We start from the raw sequence: 20262 nt of genomic DNA on the forward strand, positions 1-20262 counted from the left end.
TCGATTGATTTGGTGGATTTGTAATGGACCGTCTTCAGCAAGCTATTCAGAAAGCGCGTGAAGAACGCAACAGCCGGCAGCAGCTTCAGCCTGTGCCTCCCGCAGACATACAGCAGCCCCCGCCGCCGCAAGAAAGCGGTGACCAAGATATTTGGCTGGCTGTGCCAGAGATACAGATCGAGCAACGCCTTGTCTCTCGCAACCGTTTGATGTCATTCCATGGGGGCGCGGACGCAACGCCCTATGACATGTTGCGCACCAAGATGCTGCAGCAGACCCTTTCCAATAACTGGCATCGGGTGGCGCTGACTTCCCCTTATAGTGGGTGCGGCAAAAGCACGACAGCTGCCAATCTGGCCTTCAGCCTTGGGCGGCAGGAAGACTTGCGCACGATCGTGATCGATTTCGATATGCGGCGCAGGGGGCTGGCTGAGATTCTGAAGCAAACCGGCAGCTACAGCATGGCTGACGTCATTCAGGGGGCAGTACCGTTTCACGAACATGCGAAGCGTTATGGCAAGAACGTCATCTTCGGACTTAATTACACGTCCACCCGCAACCCGGCGGAAGTCTTGCAAAGCCGCCGGACAATCGAATTTCTCGAACAACTCGAAGCAGAATACAAACCCGACATCATTCTGTTCGACACCCCCCCCCTAATGATGAGCGATGACAGCCACGGATTTCTTAGGAATGTTGATTGCGCCCTGCTTCTGGCAGCAGCCGAAGAGACCAGCATTGATCATATCGACGTGGCTGAGCGGCAACTGGCAGAACTGACCAGCGTCATGGGTATTGTGTTGAATAAATGTCGGTACATCAGCGGGACTTTTGGCAATGAGTACGGCTCCTACTGACGCTGTACCGACTGATGCGGTAATTATTCCCCATTATAACGATTTGCCCCGGCTGGAACGGTGCCTTCAGGCTCTCAGAGAGAATGATTTGACGGCGACGGAAATCGTCGTCGTTGACAACAACTCTCCGGTATCGCTGGACACGATACGCCAGACCTTTCCCGAGGTGCATTTTGTTGTGGAACCCCAAAAGGGCGCGGCCCATGCCCGCAACCGCGGGGTTGCCGAAACGAAAGCGCCCCGACTGTTTTTCATCGATGCTGATTGTGTGCCCGCGCCGGACTGGTTGACCGTCGGGCGCCAGATCGCGGATCAGGCCGATCTGATTGGTGGCCGGGTAGATGTCTTTGACGAAACGCCACCCCCGCGCAGCGGCGCAGAAGCGTTCGAGGCTGTTTTTGCATTCAACTTCCGCAGGTATATCGAGGTTCAGGGGTTTTCCGGCGCAGGAAACCTGTTGACCCGGAGGGATGTGTTCGATGCGATCGGCGGATTCGTCAACGGTGTATCGGAAGATCGGGAATGGACCATGCGCGCGGTCGCGCGCGGTTACAGCCTGAAATACCGGGACGACTTTCGCGTCAGCCATCCGTCCCGTCAGGACTGGGCCGCGCTCAAAACCAAGTGGCAGCGTACGACACAAGAGGCGTATCTGCTGCATGGCACCAACCCCGGCGCGCGGCTGCGATGGGCAATCCGTGGATTGGCCATGCCTGCCAGTGCGATCGTGCATGCACCAAAAGTCATCTCCAGCGGCAAATTGGCCTCGACAGGAGAAACCTGGCGGGCGATTGCCACGTTGTTCCGGCTTAGATGTCAGAGGATGATCTGGATGCTGCGCCAGGCAGCGAGTGGCGACATCTGAGCTTGCCAAACGAAAAGGGGCCGTAAAACACAGCCCCTTGTCTTAATCTGTCGGGTTTGCGCGCCCGTTCAGGCAGCTACTTTGCGGCGGCGCGTCAGGGCCAAACCGCCAAGCGCAGTCAAAAGCAGCAGGCCACCTGCGGGCAGCGGAACCGCAGCTACGTCAAAGTCAAAGCTGATCGGACCACCATTCGTCGTCGCTTGCGCATTAGCCCAGCTGAACACCAGGTTCTGGCTCAGGGAGTTCGGGCTCACGCTGCTAAACAATGTGCTGAGCGTGGTCTGGATGCCGCCCAGAACCGCTGTGCTTGCCAAAACGTTGCCGGGGTTTGCCGCGTCAACCCAACTCATGGTCAGACCTGTGAACGCACCCAGTACCCGAATGGTGACCGATGCATTTGCCGTCGCTATTAGCGGATCAACCGGAGATGTGAAGTTGACCGAGTACGAACCAGGCCCACCGAGTGTGGAGACAGATCCGATAAAGGCCGTATCCGATTTAATGTCATAGCTGCCGCCTGCCGTCACCGAGGTCAGCGCGCTGGCCGATCCAGCCATCATCACAGCAGCAACAATCCCCGCCGCCATCATTTTCAAACTTCTAAACATGCAAAGTCCCACCTTTGATTTTTATACACACAACCCGCTCGAAATCCCGGCAGGGCACCTACTGAAGTCATTCATAATTCATTTCTATTTGATTGCGAAGGATTTTTCGAAAGAATGTGTCTTTTTCTGGGCATTGAGGTGCTTTGCGCAGCACAATGGTCGAATGTAGCTATTTTTGTTTCCGCATTGAGAACCGGAATCGTTTAAATAAGACGAATCTGCGTCTGGGAGAGCGCGGTGGACTTCCAAAATTTCTGAGGTCTCCGTCCCGCTCCAGACATAGTCTGCGGGGTTCCTTGATGCAAATCCGCACCAAACCAATCCGTCTTTAGGTGAAATCGAAACTGCCTTACTCACATGGCGGGCAACTATCCGTCGCAAATTTGCGAAACAATCTGAACTATTTTGCCGAATTGTTCAATTTAGAATATCTGCGAACCGCATCTGAACGGAAAAATAGAAGAAAGCTGAGCCCAGCCATATTTCTCCTTCGATGGTCAGAAAGTTTCGTGTAGCTTTGGCTTGTTATTGTACCAAGTTCAGGCACGCATTATCAATCGGAAGTTGCAGTTTGGCCGTTTGTTTCGAGTGCCTGTCTATTTGCGAGGAGACATTGCGCATGGGCGTTGGCCAGAACATAGCCGCTGAGAATGCGAACTGGACCTTTGGGGGCAGTGTTCCCGATACGTTTGTAGACCACATCAAATTGTCTGTTCCTCTTTATGAAATGGGTCACGGCCTGATCTGTCAGGTTTCCGATTTCTTCGTCCGCAATGACAGTCTCTGCTATGAAATCGGCACATCGACCGGAGAGTTGATCCGCAAGCTGGCAGAACATAATGCGGGAAAGCCTGACGCACGCTGGATCGGCATCGATGTCGAACCTGAAATGGTGAAGGTCGCCGAAGCGCATTGCGCGGATGTCCCGAACATTTCCATTCTTCATGACGATGCCCGTCATATGGAGATGGAAAAGGCGGACATGATCGTCAGCTATTATACCATGCAGTTCATCCCGCCCCGGTACCGGCAGGAACTGTTCACCAAGATCTACAACACCCTGAACTGGGGCGGGGCGTTTGTCATGTTCGAAAAGGTCCGGGGGCCGGATGCGCGGTTCCAGGATCTTGTGACTCAGCTCTACAACGAATTCAAAATCGGCAACGGCTTCTCAAGCGAGGAAATCGTCGAAAAGGCGCGCAGCCTGAAAAGCGTGCTGGAGCCGTTTTCCACCCAGGGCAATCTGGATCTACTGGGCCGGGCCGGTTTCAAGGATGTGATGAGTATTCAGAAGTATATTTGTTTTGAAGGTTTTCTTGCTATCAAATGATTACTTAGCACGATTTCGGACGGCGGCCACAGTGGAATTCGGCCCCAAAGCCCGCTGGACGGAGGCGCCAGGAACGCTGATGAACACGTCTGTTTCAAATTTCAATGACCCGCGCCCGGACATCGGGCCCAGTTCAGGCGTGGCTGCATCCCGCGCGACCGGATCAAATGCTGCGGAAATGACATGAGCGTATCGGCACCTTCGGACAAACTGGCCTTTCATACCCGGTCGGCCCTGCTGGCCACGCTGGCGGTTCTTGCCTGTCTGTCCGTGTTTCTGATCAACGGCGGTCCGCTCTATTATTTCGACACAGGCAGTTATATCCGGCAGGGCAGCGTGGCCCTCAACAGTCTTCTGCCGCCGGTGAACGAAACCAGCACGACGGGCGGCACTTACACCGCAGATGACGACGGGACTGCGACCGGCTCCCGCTCGCTGATCTATGGCCTCATCATAGCGGCGTTTTTTCGCGCCGACGCCCTTTTCGCTGTTCCGGTCATCCATCTGGCAGCCACGCTTTTTGCGGTCTGGATGCTGGCGCGGACGGCTGGCCGTTCTCTGGACGGTGCGCAGAACACAATGCTGATGACCGCAATCCCGCTTCTGGCGGCGGCCAGCACCTCTTTGCCGTTTTACATCGCCTATATGATGCCGGACATATTCGCACCAATTCTTCTGATCGCGATTGCGGCACTCACCGCCTTTGGGCAGACAATGCGCCTTTGGGAGCTTTTTCTGATCTCGGGGCTGGCTCTGTTCTGCATTGTGCTGCATCCATCGCACCTGGCGATCACAGGGCTGATGATCCCCTTTGTCGCTCTGGCGGCCCTGGGTCGCAGGATGCCGGGGCGCTGGCGCGCGACGGTCCTGATGGTGATGCTCCTGACGCTTGCGGCGGCCGAGCGCAAGGCCTTCCAGATCACCGTTGAAGCCCAGATGAACAAGGAAGTTGTCTATACCCCGCATATCACTGCTCGGCTTATCGTTGACGGGCCCGGGATGGACTATCTGGATGATGTCTGTCCGGATGCAGATATACCAACCTGCGCGCTACACGAAGCACTTACATGGTCGGATGATCCCTACAGGCTAACCCCATCCCATATCATTTTCGAACGCTCTTCCCGGCTGGGGTCGTTCCAGTTGATGTCGCTAGAAGATCAGAAACAAGTAGCGTTGGCGCAGCGGGACTTTGCCAAGGCGGTCTTCCTATCCAAACCTATTGCGACGTCTTTCGCATTGGCCAAGAACGGCTATCACCAGATTATGCGCTATAGCATCGCCATGACAATTCCGACGGATGTGGAATTAACCAACGCGCGCGGCCTGGCCCGCCTCGATGAGGCTCAGTACGATCTGATTCAGAAAGGGAACCTAGCCCAAGACAGATCCTGGATCGAAGCCGTCGATCTTCTGCACGGTATCATCTATGCTGCATCGTTCATCTTTATTGTAATTATTCTGGTAAGGTCGGGTAGCGTATCGCGGGATGTAAAACTATTCGCCCTGTTCATTCTGATCGGGATTGCAGTGAATGCGCTGGTCTGTGGCGGGGTCTCGCAACCCGCAGACCGATATGGTGCGCGCGTGATGTGGCTACTGCCCTTTACGGCTGCCTTTCTTTTTCTTGTTCAGCGTTCGTCAGTGTCGCAAGGCGCGGCCGGAGAAACCTCGTGACTTCAGATCAAACCCTTTCCATCAGCGTCGTCATGCCCGCCTACAAGGCCGAGCGTCTGCTGCCCCGTGTCCTGACACCCCTGATTGAAATGCTGAACACCGGCCAGGTGCAGCAGGTTCTGGTCGTCGATGACCAGTCCCCGGACGGGACTGCGGCCCTTGCCCGCGAAATGGGGGCCACGGTTCTGACCACGCCAGTCAATGGCGGACCGGGGGCTGCGCGCAACCTGGCCGCCGAACACGCCACCGGTGACATCCTGTGGTTCGTCGATTCCGACGTCATCGCCTGGCCCGATGGCCCGGAGCATATCCGCCGTGCCATGTCCGAGGATAATGTCGGCGCCGTGTTCGGATCCTATGACGACGCGCCGGATGGGCAATCGTGGTTTTCGCGTTACAAGAACCTTCTGCACCGCTATCACCATCAGCGCGCCCGCCGCGAGGCGCGCACCTTCTGGGCCGGATGTGGTGCCATCCGGCGCGACGTGTTTCTTGAGGTCGGTGGCTTTGATGTGAAAACCTATGAAGTTCCGTCGATCGAGGATATCGAACTGGGCTATCGGATCGCGGGGACCGGTCGCCGTATCCTTGTCGAGCCACAGCTGCAGGGTAAACACCTGAAAGTCTGGACCATCCGCAACAGCCTGAGCACGGATATTTTCTGTCGCGCCCTACCCTGGGCCCGGCTGATGATCTCGCGCGAGGGGCTGACGGATGACCTGAACACCTCGATGGCCGAGCGGGCGCGGGCTGCAATTGCGGGGCTGTTGCTGCTGTCGCTTTTGGTCCTGCCATTCTGGCCGGGGGCATGGCCCCTACCCTTATTGCTGCTTGCAGCCGCCTTTGTCGCCAATTTCGATCTGGTGCGCGCCATGTCCGGGCATGGCGGACCGTGGTTCGCATTCAAATGCCTGCTGTATCATCAGGTCTATTATGTCTACTCGGCCACCATCTATGTCTGGTGCCTGTTCGAATATCACGTGCTGGGGCAGAAACAGAAACTCCATGTCACGCGGAACTGACTGTTCGCGCGACATGGGGCGTGCCAGAGGCAGGTTCAGAACTGCTTCGCGGGGAGTTGTTCGAACGGTAATTTCTCAACCTGATCGAAGCGCGGGTTGCTCTCATGTACATAGAACGTGTCGTAAAGCGAATTGCGCACGAAATGATAGCCATTGGCGAACAGCAACTCGTTGAGCTCCGGCGTCGGGCGTTCGATTGTCATGGCCAGGAAACGGTATTTGTCGAATGGGAAATTGCGCAGAATCCGCGTTTCCGACCCTTCGACATCCAGGCTGAAGTAATCGATATCCTTGGGCGCGTTATAACGATCGAACACCTCATCCAGAGGTACGGCCTCAACCGTAACAACCTTGCCCTTTTCCCGGAACCGGGCCAGTTTCGAAGCGCGTCGCTCGGTCATATTGTCGGCCTCATCCACCAGCAGGCTGCTGCGCTGGCCGTCAATCATGAACTCCAGCTTTCCCGGTTCGGGATCAACCGCCAGCGGAACCGGGGTGGCCGTGCGGTGATGCCAGTTTGTAATCCGATGGTAATTGACCGGGTTGGGTTCGATCAGCAAACCGGTCCAGCCATAATGCTTTTCCAGAGCGAACGTGTTTGAGTCTGAGAATCCATCGGCGGCACCAAGCTCGACAAAAAAACCATTGCGCTTGCCATTATAGACTTCGTTGATCACCCACATGTCCTGGCCCCTGTCAGACACACGTTTGGGCAGGTAGCCGAGATTGTTCATGGCGAACCGGCGGCTGACATTCCGGGCGCTGACCACGCCGATATAGGCGAAATAGGCAGGCTTCTGGAGGACCGGGTATGATTCAACCAGTTTTGCAAGATTTTGCTTCATAGAGTTCTCCATTTAACTGCCCGTTATCGTTCTTCCGGGCAAATACATAGTTCCACAGCTACCGGCTATTTTAGTCCGGCAACCCTTGCGATGTCCCACACCGGGTGCGGTATCTCACGCGCACCGCGTCCGAAAATGATATCAAATGGCACATGATAAACTGGTGCGATACTGATCGGCTGCCCAGTGTTGTGCAGATCGCTTTCGTAGACCGCACTGTCCCGCGTCACCAGCACCCAACTGTCAACTGCATTGCCAATTATGCTTTCACCTGCATGCAACGGTGCATCTGTTGCTCGAATGAAGTAGTCCGCCGCGGCATCTTTCCGCGGTGACATCCTAGCATACACGTAAACCGACAGCGCACCGGCCATGTATCGTTCTTCCAACTCGGCCTGTGTCCAGATTGGTGGAAAGGCCTCGTCGATCAGTGCCTGAACTGCGCCGATTTCTTTTGGATCGGGGAATGGCCCAGCATCGACTTCGAACGCGATACGATCGGCCAGATCCCGGGTCAAAGTGAACGGTCGCAGCGTTTCAGGCCAACTGATCCAGAGACTGATCGCCAGCCCGGTCAGTGCACAGGTAAGAGCTGGCGTAGGAGCCGCCTGAACCGGACGCAGGCGCCAGAATATGATCAGCGGTATGATCATTGCAGGCGCGAAATGATGTGGCAGAATGCGGTAAGCCTGTACATAAAAGAACAAAACATACGCAATGACAGACAGCGTCAGCACTCTGGACAACTTGTCCTGCCAGCGCCAAGCCAGTAAAGCTAAGCCGGGCAAAATTCCACTGGGTAACAACCAGAACAGAATGCGCCCGGTATCAAATATCGTAATGAAGCGCAGGCGCTTCAGGATGCTGCTGGTATTGAACTCTGTGGATAGGCTTATTACTCCCACCACCCCCAACAGCATTTCAAACAGCGATGCCAAAACCAAGATGGCCAGAGCAATCCCCCCCCCAATGATCACCTGTCGGAACGGGAAAGGGCGGGTTAGAAGAAAATAGGATATCAGAAAAAATCCGATCAGAAGAAGACCGTTCGGCGCAGTCAGCAAGGTCAAAGTGGATACAACCGCCATCCAACCGAACCTGCGCTCGTTGAAGAACAGGATATAACCCAGCACCCCCAGCAGGATCATCGGTTCACGCGCCATGGGCAGTGCGATGTCAGCGAAATACGGATTGTAGGATGGGTTGAATGCCATCACAAAAGAAAACAAAAGGAGAGCCATACCCAGCCCAAGCACTGCCCGCACATCGCCACGCGTTTCGCTGGGGCGCACAAAAGCGAGCATAACCCCGAACAAGATCGAAACACCCGGTAGATAGGCAAGGCGAATAGAGATTTCATACGGTCCGAATATCCGCATAAACCCGGCCTGCAGGAATGTTTCCGTCATCATTTTAGGGGTTGGATACCCTCCGATTGCACCGGATTCCGGAGGCCAGAATGGCAGACCTCTAGTTATAAACAGCATTGCGTTCAGAAAGCTGTGTGCGCCGTCATCGTTCAGCACCTCCCAATAGAATTTAGGAGACATCAGCAACAGTACAGCCAGAGGCAGCAGGACCATGCCTGCTATATCACAGCCTCTGCCCTGAAATATCTTGGGTTCAGAACCGCTCGGAAACAGGTAAAGACCCATCAGGCAAAGCAGCAGGATCAGCACTATGAAAGCGGTTTCGGTCATCTGAACACTGCTGACAACCTGAACCAGCGCCGCGATGGCGGGGACACCAAACAGTGAAAGTGTAAACCCTTTAAGTAGCCAATGTTCAAACCGATCCCCGGACGTGCGAATTCCCCATGCCAAAATCAGACCGGGGGCCAGAAAAAACGCCGAAGCCGACAAGGCAACTAGGGGAACCCAGATGTAAAGAAATAGCGCGTCATCTGCCACGAAATAAGGGGATGCTCCGTCCGCCAAAGCGGCTTTTGCAGACAATGTTGCCGCAATATCCTGTCCGACCAGCAAAATACCGGCTAGTGCAATCAAAAACAAAGAAAGGCGCAATACCATCACATCTTATATGAACTCGTCAAAATGTAGCAGGTGAACATTACCCAATGCCGAATATCGTTCCATTCGACCACCAATGTATTGGTAACATGCAAGTCATATTGTGCTGTCAGTTTTTTACCGAATAGGTGCATTACACGTGTGATGCGACATCAATACAGCAGATTAGACAGCATTGGCGGGCTATCGAAAACAAAAGAAGCGCCTCAATACTCGGTGTCAGAGCTGGTTCCGGAAATATGTCGGAACAAGCTGATCTGTTTTCAGTTCCATATTACACGCTTGGAAGCGCACCTTGAACGGTACGTCGCACGACCTTGCACAACGCACCGAATCCCTACACCAGATTACTCGCTCTGCCCGAGATGGTGTCGTCCCGTCTCAAAGCGCCGCCCTGTTACTAAGATTCTCTGAAGAAGTCTGGTTCTTTTGCTTGGGCTTGGCTTCAAACTCTTCGTGATAAGAGCGCTCAACATTGACGTCCCAGACGTCATAGTTCTCGCCCATGATATTGCGGGCGGCATACATCGCCGACAGCATCGAATGATCCTGATTGTTGTAGCGATGCAAACCATTGCGCCCCACGGTCTGGAAATTTTCCAGCGTCTTCAGCCAGTCGCTGACCGTGTCCAGTGCCTCTTTGTATTCGCTGTCATAGACGGGATAGGCCTTGGGCTGCCGGATAACCGCGTGATCAATGACATCTCTGGCCTTGGCCAGACCAAGCTTTTCAAGCTCTTCACTCGCAAGATGCCTGAGGTCTTCATCACTTGACGACCACAACCCGTCACCTTTCTGGCAGAAATATTCCATCCCGATCGAGGCTGTATTCTGATCGGGCAGCATTTCTGCAGACCAGGCTCGGAAATTCTGGATGCGACCAACCTTCACCTGTGGGCTGTGGATGTAAATCCAGTTGTCCGGGAACGGATCGGCGTGATCCAGGATCAGGGTCACGATCAGGAAATCACGATATCGCAGACGGTCTGCCGCCTCGACGACCTCGGGCGGCGGCGGCGGATCAAAAGCATGGATCAGATCACGAACGGCCATCGAATTGACAAATTCTTCGCCCTCCACCCGTTCGGTGTGTTTTTCGCCATCTTCAGTCCAGTGGCGCACATCGATCGAAGTGACGCGATTGCCATCACGGTTCACCTGGACCACTTCGGAACGGGTTTCGACCGAACCGCCCTTTTCCTGGATCAGATCGCGGGTCTTTTCCCACATCATGCCAGGACCCAGACGGGGGTACTGGAATTCCTCGATCAGGCTGGCCGTATCATTGGCACCCGAAATCGCATTCCAGACCGCCTTGGGCAGGGACAGGTTCTTGATCCGCTGCGCGGCCCAGTCGGCCCGGATTTCCGACGGTGGAATACCCCAGACCTTCTTGGTGTAGCTGTGGAAGAAATGCATGTAAAGCCGTCCGCCAAAGCGATTGATCACCCATTCTTCAAAGGTGTCTTCCTGCGGTTTGGGCCGAATCTTCCATTTGATGAAGCTGCCGATGATCTTGTAGGTCTCGTAAGGGCCTATGTTGCCAAGGGCGTTGAAGATCCGCAGCGGATAATCATAGAACTTGTTGCGGTAGAAGATGCGGCTCATGCGCTGCACGGTGATGAAATCGTCCCCCATCACTTCGTGCCACATATCCTCGACTTCGCCAACTTTGGTGAAGAACCGGTGTCCGCCTATGTCAAAGCGGTAGCCCTTATGCGTTTCAGTTCGCGAGATGCCACCAACCATGTCCGAGGATTCAAACACCCGGGGAACATGCGCGTCGCTCAGTTTTTGAAGTTCATAGGCAGCTGTTAGCCCTGCAGGGCCACCACCGATGATGACAACGGGAACAATATCTTTTTTCAAATGACTAACACCCATACCAAAACACTGACCTAAGGCTACAAGAGGTTATCTGGGATTCACAACAAAATCCTGTCAGCTCCCGAAACGGGGCTCCTGCGCTTTGAGCTCCACCCCTTCCGCGCAGAAAATCAACCATCCAGTTTGACGAACCGCACTTGCGTCCTTCTTTGCAAATCGATGTCAGACCCAAACCGATTTGCCTGTGCCGAAAGTCGGTCCCGGCTGTGCGAGGCCGACGGTCCTTCACACCGCCCGAAACAGTACGCGTTTTCCACAATACCCTGAAACATAACGATGATTGTTGACTGGCACAGCCAACCAAGACTCCCCGTCCGGAAGCGAAACATACATTGAATCCACACACCTCTTGCTCGGCGCTCTACCTGAATCTTGAACGCATTTTTCAGGCTGCGTCTGTGATGTCCTTCACTATATCGACGGCCCGAAAGGGCGCGTCAACAATATCGTCTCTTTCTCCCCATTGTGTATGGTTGAGCGCCAAGGCAACAGGAAATTCAGCGCCACACGACTCGTGGCTTTGTGAATCTTGACAGGGTGGCGGCGCTGTCGTCCTAATGCGTGCGAATGTTTGCAATAACCCGGATGCCCAGATCCGGGTTAAGACGAGTGTATTGGTAGCCAGTCTCGTTGTTAACGAGGGAGCAATTTTATGAAGTGCGTTATTCTGGCCGGCGGCTTAGGCACGCGGCTCAGCGAAGAAACCGTCAAGATACCAAAACCCATGGTCGAGATTGGTGGTAAGCCGATCATCTGGCATATCATGAAAATCTACGCGGCCCATGGCGTCACGGATTTCATCGTCTGCCTGGGGTACAAAGGTTATGTCATCAAGGAATTCTTCGCGAATTTCTTTCTGCACAACTCGGACGTTACGATCGACCTGGCCAATGGCGGTCTTGAAATTGCAAACAGCAAGTCAGAACCGTGGCGCGTGACATTGATCGACACCGGAGACAACAGCCAGACTGGTGGGCGACTTCGCCGGGTCATGCATCTGCTCAAGGATGAAGAGGCGTTCTGCCTGACCTATGGCGACGGTGTTGGTGATATCGACATTCGGGCCGGGATCGATTTTCACCGGGCGCATGGCAAGCTCGCAACCGTCACGGCAGTTCCTCCGCCCCGCCGCTTCGGCCAGCTCGAGCTGCAGAGCAATCAGGTCCTGAATTTCTCTGAAAAACCCGTCGGGGATGGTGGGCTGATCAATGGCGGGTTTTTCGTGCTGTCCCCCAAAGTGGGCGATTACATTGATGGCGACGATACCGCCTGGGAACGCAGCCCCCTGATGAACCTGACGCGCGATGGCGAGCTGATGGCCTTTGAACATAAAAGCTTCTGGCAGCCCATGGACACTATTCGCGAACGCCAGGAACTGGAAGAACACTGGGCCACAGGCAATGCGCCGTGGAAAATCTGGGAATGAGTGCGAGCGCGTTTTCCGGACGCAGGGTGCTTGTAACCGGGCATACCGGATTCAAAGGCGCCTGGCTGGCTGCCTGGCTGGCCGAGGCTGGTGCAGAAGTCGCCGGATACGCCCTTGCCCCCGAAACGAAACCCAATCTCTGGGCATTGCTGGATCAGCGCAAAATAAGGTCGGTCACCGGCGACCTGAATGATCGTGCGGCCCTGGACCGGATCATCGCGGACACCGACCCTGAATTCGTCTTTCATCTGGCGGCGCAATCCCTGGTCCGGCGCTCCTATCGCACTCCGGTTGAGACCTTCGCCACCAATGTTCTGGGCACAGTTCAGCTTTTGGACGCACTGCGTGCAGCCCCGAGCCTGCGCGCGGTGGTGGTGGCAACCTCTGACAAGGCCTACGAGAATGTCGAACAGGTCTGGGGCTATCGCGAAACCGACCCGATGGGCGGGCATGATCCGTATTCCGCATCGAAGGGTGCGACCGAAATAGCGGTCGCAGCAATGCGGCGCAGCTATTATTCACCGGATGCCGCCGATCCACATCCGGCCTGGATTGCCAGCGCACGCGCGGGCAATGTCATTGGCGGTGGCGACTGGGCCGAAGACCGTTTGGTTCCCGATATCGTGCGCGGCTGTCTGAGCGATGAAGGACGCGTCGTATTACGCTATCCCGACGCAATCCGCCCCTGGCAACATGTTCTGGAACCTCTCAGGGGGTACATGATGCTGGCCCAGAAGCTCGAACAGGACGGTGCCTTCGCAGCGGGATGGAATTTTGGCCCCGAACGTGACGATGAACGCCCGGTTCTGGATGTGGCCCAGGCGGTCATCAAGGCGCTTGGGCAGGGCCGGATCGATATCGACACCCCGGCGGATGCGCCGCATGAGGCCAAGATGCTTCGGCTGGATGTATCGCAGGCGCGTGCACTTCTTGGCTGGCGCCCGGTCCTGAGTTTTGACGACACCGTCAGGCTGACGGCAAACTGGTATGCGGGCTGGGCCCGCGGCACTCCGGCAACCGAGCTGTGCCACGCCCAGATTGCCGAATTCGAAACACTGAGCATGAGACAGGTATGACCGGCACGACCCATCCCACCTGCCGCCATTGCGGCGCGGATCTTGAGATGACGCTTGTCGATCTCGGACTGTCCCCTCTGGCCAATTCCTATGTCGACCCCGCGAAAGCGGACAAACCGGACCCGGTCTATCCGTTGCACGCCCGCGTCTGCACCGAATGCTGGTTGGTTCAGGTGGATGATGTCGTACCGGCGGAAGAGATTTTTTCGACCGATTACGCCTATTTCTCCAGCTTCTCGGACAGCTGGCTGGCCCATTGCCGGGATTACGTGGAAAAAATGGTCGACCGGTTCGATCTCGGGCCGGATGATCTGGTGATCGAGATCGCCTCGAATGACGGATATCTGCTGCAGTATTTCGTTGAAAAAGGCATCCCGGTTCTGGGGATCGAACCTTCAGGCAATGTGGCGGCGGCGGCACAGGAAAGGGGTGTGCGCACGCTGGTCGATTATTTCGGTGAGGCGCTGGCCCGAAAGGTTGCTGCGGTCGAGAAACCCCCGGCCCTGATCGCCTCGGCCAATGTGCTGGCGCATGTGCCTGACATCAACGATTTCGTTGCTGGCATCGCCACCCTGCTGACGGGGGACGCGGTCTATACAGTTGAATTCCCGCACCTTCTGAACCTGATCAAAAGCGTGCAGTTCGACACGATCTATCACGAACATTATTCCTATCTGTCGCTGCTGGCGGTCGAGACAATCTTTGCCAAGGCGGGTTTGCGCGTCTTCGACGTCGAAGAGCTGCCGACCCACGGCGGATCGCTGCGGGTTTATGCCTGCCTTGAAGGGGCCAGCCACCCCGAAGGGCCGGGCTTGGCCAAGGTCCGCGCGGATGAGACTGCGGCACAGTTCGACCGGCCTGAAGGTTACATGAATTTCACCACTCAGGTCGAAGCGCTGCGCGATGGGTTGCTTGCCTTCCTGCGTGAAACAAAGGCGCGGGGCGACACGGTTGCCGCCTACGGTGCCGCTGCCAAGGGCAATACGCTGCTGAACTATGCCGGGATCGGCCCCGATCTGATCTCTTACTGCGTCGACCGCAACCCGGCCAAGCAGAACACGCTGCTGCCTGGCAGCCATATCCCCGTGCATGGAGTCGAAGCCCTGCGCGAGGCGCCGCCGGATTACGTGCTGATCCTGCCCTGGAACATCCGGGATGAGGTCATCGGGCAACTGTCCGACCTGAAGGTACGGTTCGTGACCGCCGTGCCGGAAGTCAGGATCAGCTGATGGCACGGGTTCTGCTGACCGGCGCAACCGGATTGATCGGACGCGCGACGGTTCCGGCTCTGACACAGGCGGGCCATGAGGTGGTGACGCTGGGCCGCAACCCGGCAAGCGACATCCCCTGTGACCTGCTGGACCCCAGCGCCACCACAGCAGCTCTTGAAACAGCTCGCGCCAGCCATCTGGTTCATCTGGCCTGGCATGACGGACCACGCGACCGCTGGGCTTCCCCGGCCAATCTGGACTGGATGGCCGCCACGCTGCACTTGGTGCGGGAGTTTGCGCGCATCGGCGGGCGGCGTGTGGTCTGCGCCGGAAGCTGTGCCGAATATGACTGGTCGGTGCCGGAGCTGACCGAAGCAACACCTTTGCGGCCCCGGACCCTGTACGGGGCCGCAAAGGCTGCGACCGGTCTGGCGCTGTGCGCAGGCCAGGATGCGCTTGGCCTGTCTCTGGCCTGGGCCCGCATCTTCTTTGTCTACGGACCGGATGAACCGCCGGGCCGGTTGTTTGGCGATCTGATTTCAAATCTGAAGATAGGCGAGCCCGTAGATTGCACCGATGGACGACAGGAACGGGATTTCCTGCATGTCGATGATCTGGCGCGCGCGCTGGCGCTTTTGCTGGAAACCAATGTCACCGGCGCGATCAATATAGCAAGCGGCACCGCCGTCCCGGTCCGGCAGTTGATTGAAGAGGTCGCAAACCAGATGCATCACCCTGACCTGATCCGGCTGGGGGCTATCTCCCGCGCGGCAAATGATCCCGACCGGCTGGCAGCGGATGTAACCCGGCTGCGGAAGGAAGCCGGATTTACCCCGCAACATGATATCGTCTCAGGGGTGGCGGACATTCTTTGTACAGAAGGGGCCCGCGTATGAAAAAGCTGCTTATCCCCCGAAAGAAATCATTCATGCGCTTCGCTTTGGTCGGGGTACTGAATACGGCGTTTGGCTATGCGCTGTTTACCGGCCTCAGCCTGTCAGGCCTGCCACCGCAAGCCGCACTGGCGATTTCGTTTTCTGGTGGAGTTTTGTGGAACTTCATGACCCACGCCCGGCTTGTCTTCGACACCAAGGGTTTTGGGCGTTTGCCCTATTACGTGCTGTCCTATCTGTTCGTCTACGCGTTCAACGCCCTTTCGCTTGAGGGTTTGCTGTCCGCTGGTCTGCAACCGATCATCGCGCAGGGGTTACTTGTTTTGCCTACCGCCATCCTGGCCTTCATCATGATCTCCAGGGTGTTGACGGGTCACTTCCCCTGGCAGCAGAGTGTTTGAAGATGATTAAAAATAACATTCCGGCACATTGGCCATCGAAGTCCAAACCGACCGTGGAGCCTAAAATTTGACATAAGAACTGTACCGCGAGGATAGTTAACTAATGCGTCTTTACCTTGCCGATCTCGGCCATAACCTCGTTACCGCTACGTCGGACACCTATCCGCTGGGTGTCGGCAATCTTGCTACTTTTGCCAAAACCTATGCCAAAAGCCCGACACCGTTGGAGGTTGCAATCTTCCGCGACCCTCAGGAATTGAAGGCAGCCATTGATGCGGCGGTACCCGACATCATTGGTTTCTCAAGCTATTCCTGGAACCACCACCTGGCCTTGTCCTTTGCCGACTACGTGAAAGCGATCAATCCCAATGTTCTGACCCTCATGGGCGGCCCTAATTTTCCGTTGACCGAAGAAGAACAGGACAGCTGGATCCGGACCATGCCACAGATCGACATGCATGTGCGCGGCCCCACCTATGAGGGCGAGCGTGCATTCCTCAGCACGCTGCAACGGTTCATCGATGTCGGCGCCCGCCGCGAAGGCATGTGGGAAGAGGCCGTCGATGGCGCGCTTTACGTGCATCCGAAAACCGGAGAGATCCTGCGCGGGAGCGAGCCGCCCCGCATCCGCGATCTGGACGAAATCCCGTCACCCTATCTTGCCGGGCTGATGGACAAGTTCTTTGATACCGGCCTGTTTGCACTGATGCAGCTGGCCCGCGGTTGTCCGTTCACCTGCGCATTCTGCAACTCGGCGGTCAAATCGAACTCGAAAGTTTTCCGCCATTCGTTCGAGCGTACCAAGGCCGATCTGGATTACATCGTGGCCCGCATCAACCATGCCAGCCCCTTGTGTTTTGCTGACGATAATTTCGGCATGTATGTGCAGGACGAAGAAGTGGCCGACTATCTGGGCCATCTGATGGATAAATACGACTGGCCCAAATACATCCGGACAACCACCGGAAAAAACCGCGGCGACCGGATCATCAAGGTGATGCGTAAGGCCAAGGGCCGGTTGCCAATGACCTCATCGGTTCAGTCCCTGAATCCGGTAGTTCTGAAGAACATCAAACGCGACAACATCAGCCTGGATACCTATACCGAGGTGCAGCAGGAGCTTCATTCAAAGGGCATGCAATCCTATGGCGAGCTGATCCTGTGCATGCCGGGTGAGACCAAGGAATCCTTTATGGATGCGGTCGACAAGCTGATCGAAACCGGTGTCAGCCGGGTGGCGGCACACCAGCTGATGCTCCTGCATGGCGCGCCACTGGCCAATCCTGACAGCCGCAAAGAATTTGGTTTCAAAACCCTGCACCGGGTCGTTGCCCGATGCCTGGGCAAATATAACGGCCCAACCGTGGTCGAGACCGAGGAAATGGTGGTCCAGTCCGAGAATTTTTCGTTCCAGGATTATCTGGACACCCGTGTTTTCCATCTGCTTCTGACGATCTTCTATTATGAAAACAATTTCGAAGAAGCCTTCCGGCTGGCGCGTTCTCTGGACATCCGACCGTTCCAAATCATCAAACATATGCAAAAGATTCTGGATCAGGCACCGGAGCCGTTCCGCAATGCATTGGCTGGTTATCTGGAAGAGAACCAGGCTGAGCTGTTTGAAACCCGCGCCGATTGCGTGGCTTGGGCGCAGGACAATTACGATGACCTGATCAGCGGTGAACTGGGGGGCAATCTGCTCAGCAAATACTCGATGATTGGCCGGTTCATTGTACTGGACGAAGCGCTTGTTTTCCTGAAGCGGGCCATCTCGGACCTGCTGGATGAAGGTGATAACGAAGCGCATGCGATGCTTGATACGATCATCAACTATTACAGCGCCGTGATGCTGCATGCTCCCTTTTCACAGAGTCTGGAGCATGAACCGGTCTGGAGTTCGTCATTCGATGTCGAGACCTGGCGAAATTCGGGGTATGAAGGCTCCTTGCGTGATTATCAGTTTGACACCCCGCGTGAGTTCCAGACGCAGGTCGATCCTCGTGTGAAAACGACCCTGCTGTCCCGGATCGACACCTTTGGCGAGCATGCCTCGGGGTTGGGCCGGTTCACGCGCACGATGTTTGCCAATGATTTCAGACGCAACTTTGTGGCCGCCGAAAACCAGCACGCTGCTGAGTAATTGCGCTCGGGAAAACCCGACTGACCCGGGGCGTGTCAGTCTGCGTCGCGCAGGTAAACAACCTCGCGTCCGGGGAAGGCAGCGATAATAGCCGCGTTCTGATCCGGCCCCAGATCATTGAGGAAGATTGGTTTGTTCTGTGGCAGAAACGGATCGTTGAGATAAAGCGCAGACCCGATGTCTCCTTTTGCCGAGACAAAAATCAACGCATTGCCCAGATCAGCGGCTTCAACCTGTCGCCTGATGTCACCGCTATACCCGCCATATCCGTCATATTTCGAAACACCACGCCAGGATGTGAAACTGACAACCGAAATGGCGCAGAGCAGCAGAACAACACAATGCAGGCGGCCGCGATACTGCTCGGGCAACCGGTCATTGATCGCCTCGATCCCGGCCGCGGACAAAACCAGGATAGGCAGCAATGCCGTGTGCCAATAGCGCGGTCCGAGGTAGAAGGTGCCTGTAAACCAATAGAAGAACAGAACAGCCACGAGGGCCGCAAAGATCACCAGCATCGCACGGTCAAACCCGGTCAGATTTTTGTGCCAGATAAAGACGATCCAGAACGGAACCAGCGATCCGAATGTCCAGCCCAGAAGTTCGAGGTTAAGCGAGGCAATCGCGTTGATCAGGTTCAACACAGCCTCGACGGGGCTGTGTCCGATCCAGATATCCAGCGCCCCCCAGCTTTGGGCGGGCGGCCCTACATTCTCGCCAAACCCAAACGCATTTCGCGCATCCGGCCACAGGCGGCTAAGATAGTCGGCTTGTGCGGTCAACAACGGATCGCCCGTGATCGCTTGATTGACCAGAAAAACGACAGACCCGGACAGGATGCCCCCGACACCACAGGCAAGCACTTGCCCGATCCCGGCAGGCAGTCGGCGAAGCACCCACAGGCCTGTCAGACCACCCACGATCAACCCGTCCAACGGTCGGGTGACAAATCCCCATCCCAAGGCCAACCCGGCGGCAAATGCCAGGAATACCGCCCGGCGGGCAGACCCCTCTCCGGCCCGGATCAAACACCACCAGGCCAGTAAGATCGTCACCAGCATAAGCGCGTGGTTCATCAGCGTGGCCCCGACAGCCAGCACCCAGGGTGAGGTTGCCATAAGCAACGCGACCATATCCGCGCGTTCCCGGCTGACAGCCCGGCGGACAATGTCATGAGCCAGCCAAACCGATATCCCGGTCAGGATCGGATTGATCACCCATGGCGCCCCGACCAGCACCCCAAGGCTCAAAACGATGGCCCAGCCCTGTGCCGGAACACTGATCCATTTGCCCTCATGTATTTCGAGAAGATAATATTCCAGTGCGGGGTGTGCCGCTTCGGGCGGGGCCGGAGCCCAGAGCGTGCCAGCCGCAAAGGTCCGTGCCTGAAAAAGATAGGCCAGCTCATCCTCGACATGGGGCACCTGATCGAACGCCGTCCAAGCCAGTATGGCGCTGACCAAAGTCGCAAACACCGCCAAACCAGCCACCGGGATTCGCGGCATGTGGTCTGGCCCAACCACAACAAACATGGCCAGTATCGTGGCCAGTTGAACCAGTGACAACACACCGCCAACACCGATCTGCAAGCCATAGGCCACATGATAGCCATAGGCGATATAAGGAGTTGCCGACAGGCTGAAAACCGCAACCAGAACCATCAGCAGAAACAGGCGAAATATCCCCGCTTTGGCAAAAAGACCGCCGATGGCTGCGCGCCCTGAGGGCCGTATGAGAACAACGCCGATCACCGCCGCCTGCATCGCCAGTATCGCCAGCATGATCAGGTTCTCAGGCGGGTCCGCAGAAATCTCAAGGCGTGGAAACCAAAGCGGTTGCGTCAGCCACAGCCGGGCTGCGCCACCCAAGAGAGCTATTGCGCTCAGAATGCCAAACAGAACCTGACCACGCAGCCAGAAGAAGCCCAGAAAAAACACCGAGGCCACCACCATGCACCCAAACCATATGCGCAGCTCGGGCAGAGTTGCATTGGT

16 protein-coding genes are annotated in these 20262 nt (G+C 56.2%); 11 read left to right on the plus strand and 5 right to left on the minus strand.

Annotation, left to right across the window (positions count from 1 at the left end; all coding sequences use genetic code 11):
• Window positions 1–23 precede the first annotated feature (23 nt).
• The gene (locus tag ACR0EK_RS16710; protein WP_480900698.1) at window positions 24–857 is read left to right on the plus strand and encodes a CpsD/CapB family tyrosine-protein kinase; all 834 of its coding nucleotides are present in this window, start codon (window positions 24–26) and stop codon (window positions 855–857) included.
• Complete coding sequence (locus ACR0EK_RS16715) at window positions 838–1722, plus strand: glycosyltransferase family 2 protein (protein WP_480484435.1); 885 nt, start codon at window positions 838–840, stop codon at window positions 1720–1722. Before ACR0EK_RS16710 ends, ACR0EK_RS16715 begins: the two co-directional genes overlap by 20 nt.
• Before the next feature lie 68 nt (window positions 1723–1790).
• Here the strand turns inward: ACR0EK_RS16715 and ACR0EK_RS16720 are convergent, their stop codons facing one another.
• Window positions 1791–2330 (minus strand): VPLPA-CTERM sorting domain-containing protein, encoded by a 540-nt coding sequence (locus ACR0EK_RS16720; protein WP_480484434.1) that lies wholly within the window; start codon window positions 2328–2330, stop codon window positions 1791–1793.
• Window positions 2331–2949: 619 nt separating this feature from the next.
• Here ACR0EK_RS16720 and ACR0EK_RS16725 point away from each other — a divergent pair.
• The 3 genes from ACR0EK_RS16725 to ACR0EK_RS16735 all read left to right on the plus strand — a co-directional run bounded on the left by ACR0EK_RS16725 (window position 2950) and on the right by ACR0EK_RS16735 (window position 6359).
• On the plus strand, window positions 2950–3660 hold the full coding sequence (locus ACR0EK_RS16725; RefSeq protein WP_170347013.1) for a methyltransferase domain-containing protein: 711 nt from the start codon (window positions 2950–2952) through the stop codon (window positions 3658–3660).
• A 183-nt stretch (window positions 3661–3843) separates the two neighbouring features.
• A complete protein-coding gene (locus ACR0EK_RS16730) occupies window positions 3844–5337 on the plus strand; it encodes a hypothetical protein (protein ID WP_480871315.1) in 1494 nt (497 codons plus the stop codon).
• On the plus strand, window positions 5334–6359 hold the full coding sequence (locus ACR0EK_RS16735; RefSeq protein ID WP_480871316.1) for a glycosyltransferase family 2 protein: 1026 nt from the start codon (window positions 5334–5336) through the stop codon (window positions 6357–6359). The genes ACR0EK_RS16730 and ACR0EK_RS16735 overlap by 4 nt, the downstream gene beginning before the upstream one ends.
• 35 nt (window positions 6360–6394) lie before the next feature.
• Here ACR0EK_RS16735 and ACR0EK_RS16740 read toward each other — a convergent pair whose 3' ends face one another.
• From ACR0EK_RS16740 to ACR0EK_RS16750, 3 genes are all read right to left on the minus strand, one after another.
• Window positions 6395–7204 carry an FkbM family methyltransferase gene (locus ACR0EK_RS16740; protein WP_209507445.1) on the minus strand — a complete coding sequence of 270 codons (810 nt, stop codon included), beginning with the start codon at window positions 7202–7204 and terminating at the stop codon, window positions 6395–6397.
• A 65-nt stretch (window positions 7205–7269) separates the two neighbouring features.
• A complete protein-coding gene (locus tag ACR0EK_RS16745; protein ID WP_480871317.1) occupies window positions 7270–9234 on the minus strand; it encodes a hypothetical protein in 1965 nt (654 codons plus the stop codon).
• A 381-nt stretch (window positions 9235–9615) separates the two neighbouring features.
• Window positions 9616–11103 (minus strand): NAD(P)/FAD-dependent oxidoreductase, encoded by a 1488-nt coding sequence (locus tag ACR0EK_RS16750; RefSeq protein ID WP_480900695.1) that lies wholly within the window; start codon window positions 11101–11103, stop codon window positions 9616–9618.
• 670 nt (window positions 11104–11773) lie between these two features.
• On the opposite strand from ACR0EK_RS16750, the gene rfbF reads away from it, so the two are divergent.
• The 6 genes from rfbF (at window position 11774) to ACR0EK_RS16780 (ending at window position 18268) form a co-directional block, all read left to right on the plus strand.
• The gene (gene rfbF / locus ACR0EK_RS16755; protein WP_480871319.1) at window positions 11774–12547 is read left to right on the plus strand and encodes a glucose-1-phosphate cytidylyltransferase; all 774 of its coding nucleotides are present in this window, start codon (window positions 11774–11776) and stop codon (window positions 12545–12547) included.
• Complete coding sequence (rfbG, locus tag ACR0EK_RS16760; protein WP_480967955.1) at window positions 12544–13623, plus strand: CDP-glucose 4,6-dehydratase; 1080 nt, start codon at window positions 12544–12546, stop codon at window positions 13621–13623. The genes rfbF and rfbG overlap by 4 nt, the downstream gene beginning before the upstream one ends.
• Entirely contained in the window at window positions 13620–14852 is a 1233-nt protein-coding gene (locus tag ACR0EK_RS16765) for a methyltransferase domain-containing protein (RefSeq protein WP_480871321.1), read from the plus strand. The genes rfbG and ACR0EK_RS16765 overlap by 4 nt, the downstream gene beginning before the upstream one ends.
• Window positions 14852–15730, plus strand: coding sequence for an NAD-dependent epimerase/dehydratase family protein (locus ACR0EK_RS16770; protein WP_480871322.1), 879 nt, complete (start codon window positions 14852–14854; stop codon window positions 15728–15730). Before ACR0EK_RS16765 ends, ACR0EK_RS16770 begins: the two co-directional genes overlap by 1 nt.
• Window positions 15727–16128 carry a GtrA family protein gene (locus ACR0EK_RS16775; RefSeq protein ID WP_394389142.1) on the plus strand — a complete coding sequence of 134 codons (402 nt, stop codon included), beginning with the start codon at window positions 15727–15729 and terminating at the stop codon, window positions 16126–16128. Before ACR0EK_RS16770 ends, ACR0EK_RS16775 begins: the two co-directional genes overlap by 4 nt.
• Window positions 16129–16231: 103 nt before the next feature.
• Entirely contained in the window at window positions 16232–18268 is a 2037-nt protein-coding gene (locus ACR0EK_RS16780; protein ID WP_480900693.1) for a B12-binding domain-containing radical SAM protein, read from the plus strand.
• A gap of 35 nt (window positions 18269–18303) precedes the next feature.
• On the opposite strand, the gene ACR0EK_RS16785 is transcribed toward ACR0EK_RS16780, so the two are convergent.
• A partial coding sequence (locus ACR0EK_RS16785; protein WP_480967956.1) for a glycosyltransferase family 39 protein occupies window positions 18304–20262 on the minus strand: 1959 nt, incomplete at its 5' end.

The organism is Ruegeria sp. AE4 (assembly GCF_056542185.1).

Bases quoted from the DNA above. Each gene is read 5' to 3' on its own strand.
- ACR0EK_RS16745 (WP_480871317.1), bottom strand. From the start codon at position 9,234: ATGGTATTGCGCCTTTCTTTGTTTTTGATTGCACTAGCCGGTATTTTG.
- rfbF (WP_480871319.1), top strand. From the start codon at position 11,774: ATGAAGTGCGTTATTCTGGCCGGCGGCTTAGGCACGCGGCTCAGCGAA.
- ACR0EK_RS16710 (WP_480900698.1), top strand. From the start codon at position 24: ATGGACCGTCTTCAGCAAGCTATTCAGAAAGCGCGTGAAGAACGCAAC.
- rfbG (WP_480967955.1), top strand. From the start codon at position 12,544: ATGAGTGCGAGCGCGTTTTCCGGACGCAGGGTGCTTGTAACCGGGCAT.
- ACR0EK_RS16740 (WP_209507445.1), bottom strand. From the start codon at position 7,204: ATGAAGCAAAATCTTGCAAAACTGGTTGAATCATACCCGGTCCTCCAG.
- ACR0EK_RS16725 (WP_170347013.1), top strand. From the start codon at position 2,950: ATGGGCGTTGGCCAGAACATAGCCGCTGAGAATGCGAACTGGACCTTT.
- ACR0EK_RS16775 (WP_394389142.1), top strand. From the start codon at position 15,727: ATGAAAAAGCTGCTTATCCCCCGAAAGAAATCATTCATGCGCTTCGCT.
- ACR0EK_RS16780 (WP_480900693.1), top strand. From the start codon at position 16,232: ATGCGTCTTTACCTTGCCGATCTCGGCCATAACCTCGTTACCGCTACG.
- ACR0EK_RS16765 (WP_480871321.1), top strand. From the start codon at position 13,620: ATGACCGGCACGACCCATCCCACCTGCCGCCATTGCGGCGCGGATCTT.
- ACR0EK_RS16720 (WP_480484434.1), bottom strand. From the start codon at position 2,330: ATGTTTAGAAGTTTGAAAATGATGGCGGCGGGGATTGTTGCTGCTGTG.
- ACR0EK_RS16715 (WP_480484435.1), top strand. From the start codon at position 838: ATGAGTACGGCTCCTACTGACGCTGTACCGACTGATGCGGTAATTATT.
- ACR0EK_RS16730 (WP_480871315.1), top strand. From the start codon at position 3,844: ATGAGCGTATCGGCACCTTCGGACAAACTGGCCTTTCATACCCGGTCG.
- ACR0EK_RS16770 (WP_480871322.1), top strand. From the start codon at position 14,852: ATGGCACGGGTTCTGCTGACCGGCGCAACCGGATTGATCGGACGCGCG.